The 4,984-nt window shown below is 47.3% G+C and carries 4 protein-coding genes and 1 pseudogene; 4 read left to right on the plus strand and 1 reads right to left on the minus strand.

From position 1 onward, the window contains the following. Positions 1 to 25: 25 nt before the first annotated feature. Positions 26 to 205, plus strand: a pseudogene (locus PX482_RS21690) (hypothetical protein); the annotation flags it as partial. On the opposite strand, the gene PX482_RS21695 reads toward PX482_RS21690, so the two are convergent. After that, complete coding sequence (locus tag PX482_RS21695; protein ID WP_002761432.1) at positions 155 to 814, minus strand: SDR family oxidoreductase; 660 nt, start codon at positions 812 to 814, stop codon at positions 155 to 157. The pseudogene PX482_RS21690 and the gene PX482_RS21695 overlap by 51 nt on opposite strands. Before the next feature lie 124 nt (positions 815 to 938). On the opposite strand from PX482_RS21695, the gene PX482_RS21700 reads away from it, so the two are divergent. From PX482_RS21700 to PX482_RS21710, 3 genes are all read left to right on the plus strand, one after another. Further along, a complete protein-coding gene (locus PX482_RS21700; RefSeq protein ID WP_002761430.1) occupies positions 939 to 1,643 on the plus strand; it encodes a DUF1997 domain-containing protein in 705 nt (234 codons plus the stop codon). 152 nt (positions 1,644 to 1,795) lie between these two features. Continuing rightward, positions 1,796 to 3,589, plus strand: coding sequence for a translational GTPase TypA (typA, locus tag PX482_RS21705; RefSeq protein ID WP_002796752.1), 1,794 nt, complete (start codon positions 1,796 to 1,798; stop codon positions 3,587 to 3,589). A gap of 133 nt (positions 3,590 to 3,722) precedes the next feature. After that, positions 3,723 to 4,694, plus strand: coding sequence for a ribose-phosphate pyrophosphokinase (locus tag PX482_RS21710; protein WP_288025030.1), 972 nt, complete (start codon positions 3,723 to 3,725; stop codon positions 4,692 to 4,694). The last annotated feature ends 290 nt before the right edge of the window (positions 4,695 to 4,984 follow it).

Genomic DNA, 4,984 nt, shown 5'->3' on the forward strand with positions numbered 1-4,984 from the left:
AACCCTTATATAGAAAAGCATTTAGCGATTTTTGTCAATTGTTTTTGCTCTAGAGCGAACTAATCAATTAAGTCTCTTGCCAGATAAGGATTTAGTCGATTTATGCCCCCCTATCGAACCATACCAAGTAACGAAGAACCTAACTGATTACTGTTTAGCCGACACTTTGAAACAATTGAGTCCAATCGAGATTGGGAGCATCTGAGGGAGCAACAATTTCGAGAATTTTATTGTTAGCGGCGGGATAAAATAGGGATTCTACGCAAACGGAAGCCACTTTTGTGCGGGGAATATTGCCCTCAGAAAGGGTATCGGCGGATGACATTTTAATGGCATTAAGGTTATCCTCGTTTTTCAGGCCGCCGGGGCGCACAATGGTGTAGGTTAAGCCACTCTTGATTAAATAGTCTTCCGCTTGTTTTTTCCAGAATAAAATTAACCAAAAGAGATTGAGGGGGTGGAAAAAGTTCGATACACAGAGGGAAGTAACGAGAACAAAATGCTCGATTCCTTTCTTTTTTGCGGCATCGATGAGATTTTTAGTTCCCAAGTAGTCCACTAACAAAGGTTCCGTGGGGTTAAAACTCGGTCTGGCTCCCGTGGCGCATAACAAAACGCTACAATCAGCGATTAGTGCCTCTAACTTATCGGCCTGTTGGACATCTCCGACGACGATTTCCACCCCTGCGGGCAAAATTTCCGCCGCTTTCTCGCGGTTTCTCACCAAAGCGCGGACGGGAATCTGACGTTCGACTAATTGGGCAACAATTCGCCGTCCCGTTTCCCCTGTGGCTCCTGCTACAAATGCTTTCATCGCTTCTTGACCTAATAGTTTTTAACAATACGTTACACTAATCTCGATTCTACAAATTTCCCTGATCCTTTGGCGGTTAATCCCCAAATGTTTCTAGTACTATCATTTGCCCAGTTTATAAGTCATGCAGCGTCCCCCCATTAACTCCCTAGCTCGCGAATCTGTAGAAGTCAAAGAAGACAATCAATTTCTTGGTTTTCAAACCCATTTTGCCGGAGCGATGGATATGTATAGCAATCAGGACAAGGTTGCCGATTATCTGCGCGCTCACGAAGGTTGGTTTTGTCGTTGTGCCGAACCGATGAAAACTCTGCCCTTCGGTGACAATGGTTATATTATCACCATCGGTAAATATGGAGCTTTTGGCTATGAACTGGAGCCGAAAATCGCTGTGGTTCTCGATCTGCCCGTCAATGGAGTCTATCATACTCGCAGTGTCCCCATTCCCGATCAACCGTTTTTAGGCTATCTAGTGGATTATCAGGCAATTATGAAACTAGAGGAAATGCCGCTATCTTCTCCTAGTCGGGAAATTGAGGCAATTTTTCGGCAACAGGGACGGGATATTCCGGCGGTTATCACCCAAGTCACCTGGGAACTGCGTATGGATGTTATGGTTAAGTTTCCCAAGTTTATTTATAAGATTCCCCGTCCCATTCTCCAAAAAACCGGTGATAAACTGTTGACGCAAATTGTTCGCCAAGTTTCCCCTCGCTTAACCTACAAAGTTCAAGAGGATTTTCACTCTAGCTTTAATTTACCCCTACCCCCTGCCTCCAGTCGTCTTTTCTACCGTCTCGACTCCTGCGAGGGTGGGTTGCTTGCATAGGGTTTGGGGAGTCTGTCAACAGTAATCAGTAGAGCTTGCTGATGGGAAAGCAAGGAAAAATAAAGATTTGCTAACGGTGCTGGTCAGTCTAAGCTAGAATTATTAAGAAATGTTTACTTGTAAAAATAAACCTAAGACTACTTCAATATTTTATGTCTCTGCCTATCCGTAACGTTGCTATCATTGCTCACGTTGACCACGGGAAAACCACCCTCGTCGATGCACTCCTCAAACAGTCGGGAATCTTTCGAGAAGGGGAAGATGTACCCACCTGCGTCATGGATTCCAATGACCTCGAAAGAGAACGCGGTATCACCATTCTGGCCAAAAACACCGCCGTTCGTTACCAAGACACCCTGATTAACATCGTCGATACTCCCGGTCACGCCGACTTTGGTGGCGAAGTGGAACGGGTTTTAGGTATGGTGGACGGTTGTATCCTGATTGTCGATGCTAACGAGGGGCCGATGCCCCAAACCCGTTTTGTGCTGAAAAAAGCCCTAGAAAAGGGATTAAGACCGATTGTCGTGGTCAATAAAATCGATCGCCCTAACGTGGATCCTAACCTAGCCGTGGACAAAGTTTTCGATCTGTTTGTGGAACTGGGTGCCGATGACGACCAATGTGATTTTACTACTCTGTTCGCTTCCGGGATGCAAGGATTCGCCAAAGAAAGCCTCGAAGACGAAGACAAAGATATGCAGCCCCTCTTTGAAGCGATTTTACACCACGTTCCACCACCGGCCGGGGACGTTAACAAACCCCTACAGCTGCAAGTAACCACCCTCGATTACTCGGAATACTTAGGACGCATCGTTATCGGCCGCATCCATAACGGCGTAATTAAAGCTGGTCAACAGGCAGCTTTAGTAAAGGATACGGGCGCGGTTGTCAAGGGTAAAATAACAAAACTTCTTGGTTTTGAGGGCCTCAAACGGGTGGAACTAAACGAGGCCAGCGCCGGTAATATCGTTGCTGTGGCTGGTTTTGCCGACGCTAACATCGGGGAAACCGTAACTTTAGCCGATGACCCGCAAGCTTTACCCCTAATTAAAGTCGATGAACCGACCCTACAAATGACCTTCTCGGTGAACGATTCTCCCTTTGCCGGTCAGGAAGGCACTTTTGTCACCTCGCGGCAAATTCGCGATCGTCTAATGCGAGAATTAGAAACTAATGTCGCCCTGCGGGTGGAAGAAAGTGATTCTGCCGAGAAATTCCTGGTTTCGGGACGGGGGGAACTGCATTTAGGCATTCTCATCGAAACCATGCGTCGGGAAGGCTACGAATTCCAAGTATCGCAGCCGCAAGTTATCTACCGCGAAATTAACGGTCAACCCTGCGAACCCTACGAATACCTCGTTTTAGATGTACCCGAAGAAGCGGTGGGTTCCAGTATCGAACGTCTCGGCCAACGGAAAGGGGAAATGCAGGATATGCAGACGGGCAGCAATGGCCGTACTCAATTGGAATTCGTGATTCCGGCCCGAGGTTTAATCGGTTTCCGGGGCGAATTTATCCGTCTGAGTCGCGGTGAGGGGATTATGAACCATAGTTTTCTCGAATATCGTCCTTTCTCCGGGGAATTGGCCACCCGTTACAATGGCGTGATTACTGCCTTTGAGGAAGGAGTCGCCACTTTCTACGCCCTCAAAAACGCCGAGGACCGGGGAGTATTTTTTATTACTCCGGGGACAAAAGTGTATAAAAACATGATTATCGGCGAAAGCAACCGGCCCCAGGACGTGGAGATCAATATCTGCAAAACTAAACAGTTAACTAACCATCGTTCCGCCACCGGGGATGAATTGGTTCAGTTACAATCCCCCGTGGATATGAGTCTCGAACGCGCCCTGGAATACATTGGACCAGATGAGTTGGTGGAAATTACCCCGAAATCGATCCGTCTGCGTAAATTACCGGTGAAAAAGTTAGCCAAACGTTAATCGGTTTTGACAAAATCCGGCGGCAATATCTAACAAAGAAATCCACTCAGATTTTCAACAAAACTGAGATGATAGAAAAAAGTGCCTTGAGTTTGAGGGTAAAGAATCTGCTGTGAGCTATTCTGCTACTTTGATGCGACATCCGATGTTTCCCGCCGCGTCGGACAGCAATCGTCTTCGTCTCTTTTCGGGATCCGCTAATGTCTCTCTTGCCCAAGAGGTGGCCCGTTATCTGGGCATGGATGTGGGTCCGATGATTCGTAAACGTTTCGCCGATGGTGAATTGTACATCCAGATTCAGGAATCGATCCGGGGCTGTGATGTCTATTTAATTCAACCCTGTTGCAATCCCGTCAACGATCATTTGATGGAATTGTTGATCATGATTGATGCCTGTCGTCGTGCTTCTGCCCGACAAATTACCGCCGTAATTCCCTATTATGGTTATGCTCGCGCCGATCGCAAAACCGCCGGCCGGGAATCGATCGCCGCTAAACTGGTGGCTAATCTGATCACGGAAGCGGGGGCAAGTCGCGTGTTGGCCATGGATTTGCATTCGTCCCAAATTCAAGGTTATTTCGATATTCCCTTCGATCACGTTTACGGTTCCCCAGTGGTGGTGGACTATCTTCTCAGTAAACAATTACCCGATATCGTCGTGGTTTCTCCCGATGTGGGTGGGGTGGCCAGGGCGCGGGCTTTTGCCAAAAAACTCAGTGATGCTCCCCTAGCAATTATTGATAAACGCCGGCAAACCCATAATGTGGCGGAAGTGATGAACTTGATCGGCGATGTTAAGGATAAAACGGCGGTTTTAGTCGATGATATGATCGATACGGCCGGTACGATCGCTCAAGGGGCGCAGTTACTGAAAGCCAAGGGGGCGCGACAGGTTTATGCTTGTGCCACCCATCCGGTTTTTTCCGGTCCTGCGATCGAGCGTTTATCCAGTGGCATAGTCGAGGAAGTGATCGTTACTAACACGATTCCCGTCCCCCAAGAACATCTTTTCCCGCAACTGAAAGTCTTGCCGGTTGCCCCGATTCTGGGGGAGGCAATATGGCGCATTCATGAGGACAATTCCGTGAGTAATATGTTCAAATAGATGGCCGAATCCCCCTAAAACTAGGGGGAATTTTTATATTTAGCCCTTTTCTGTGGAAATGGGGTGGGTTAATGGCATTATCAACCACTCCATCTCGCGGAGAGAGGGGGAAGGTGTAGAGAGAGAATCGATCGGAAAATTAAATAGGGCTTGCTGAATAATGGTAAAACCCTTTTAAAATAAGGCTTTTGACCTGTTAAAGTCCGATGTTAGTGCAAGAAAATAGGATTGGGACTTTCAAAAACCTTGCATTATCCTTCTTGTGGTACATCGCTTGGTACAAAAAACAA

Source organism: Microcystis sp. M53602_WE12, assembly GCF_030065455.1.
GTDB classification, from domain to species: Bacteria; Cyanobacteriota; Cyanobacteriia; order Cyanobacteriales; family Microcystaceae; genus Microcystis; species Microcystis aeruginosa.

Coding starts and splice junctions, on each gene's coding strand:
- PX482_RS21695 (WP_002761432.1), bottom strand. CDS start 814: ATGAAAGCATTTGTAGCAGGAGCCACAGGGGAAACGGGACGGCGAATT.
- PX482_RS21700 (WP_002761430.1), top strand. CDS start 939: ATGCAGCGTCCCCCCATTAACTCCCTAGCTCGCGAATCTGTAGAAGTC.
- typA (WP_002796752.1), top strand. CDS start 1,796: ATGTCTCTGCCTATCCGTAACGTTGCTATCATTGCTCACGTTGACCAC.
- PX482_RS21710 (WP_288025030.1), top strand. CDS start 3,723: ATGCGACATCCGATGTTTCCCGCCGCGTCGGACAGCAATCGTCTTCGT.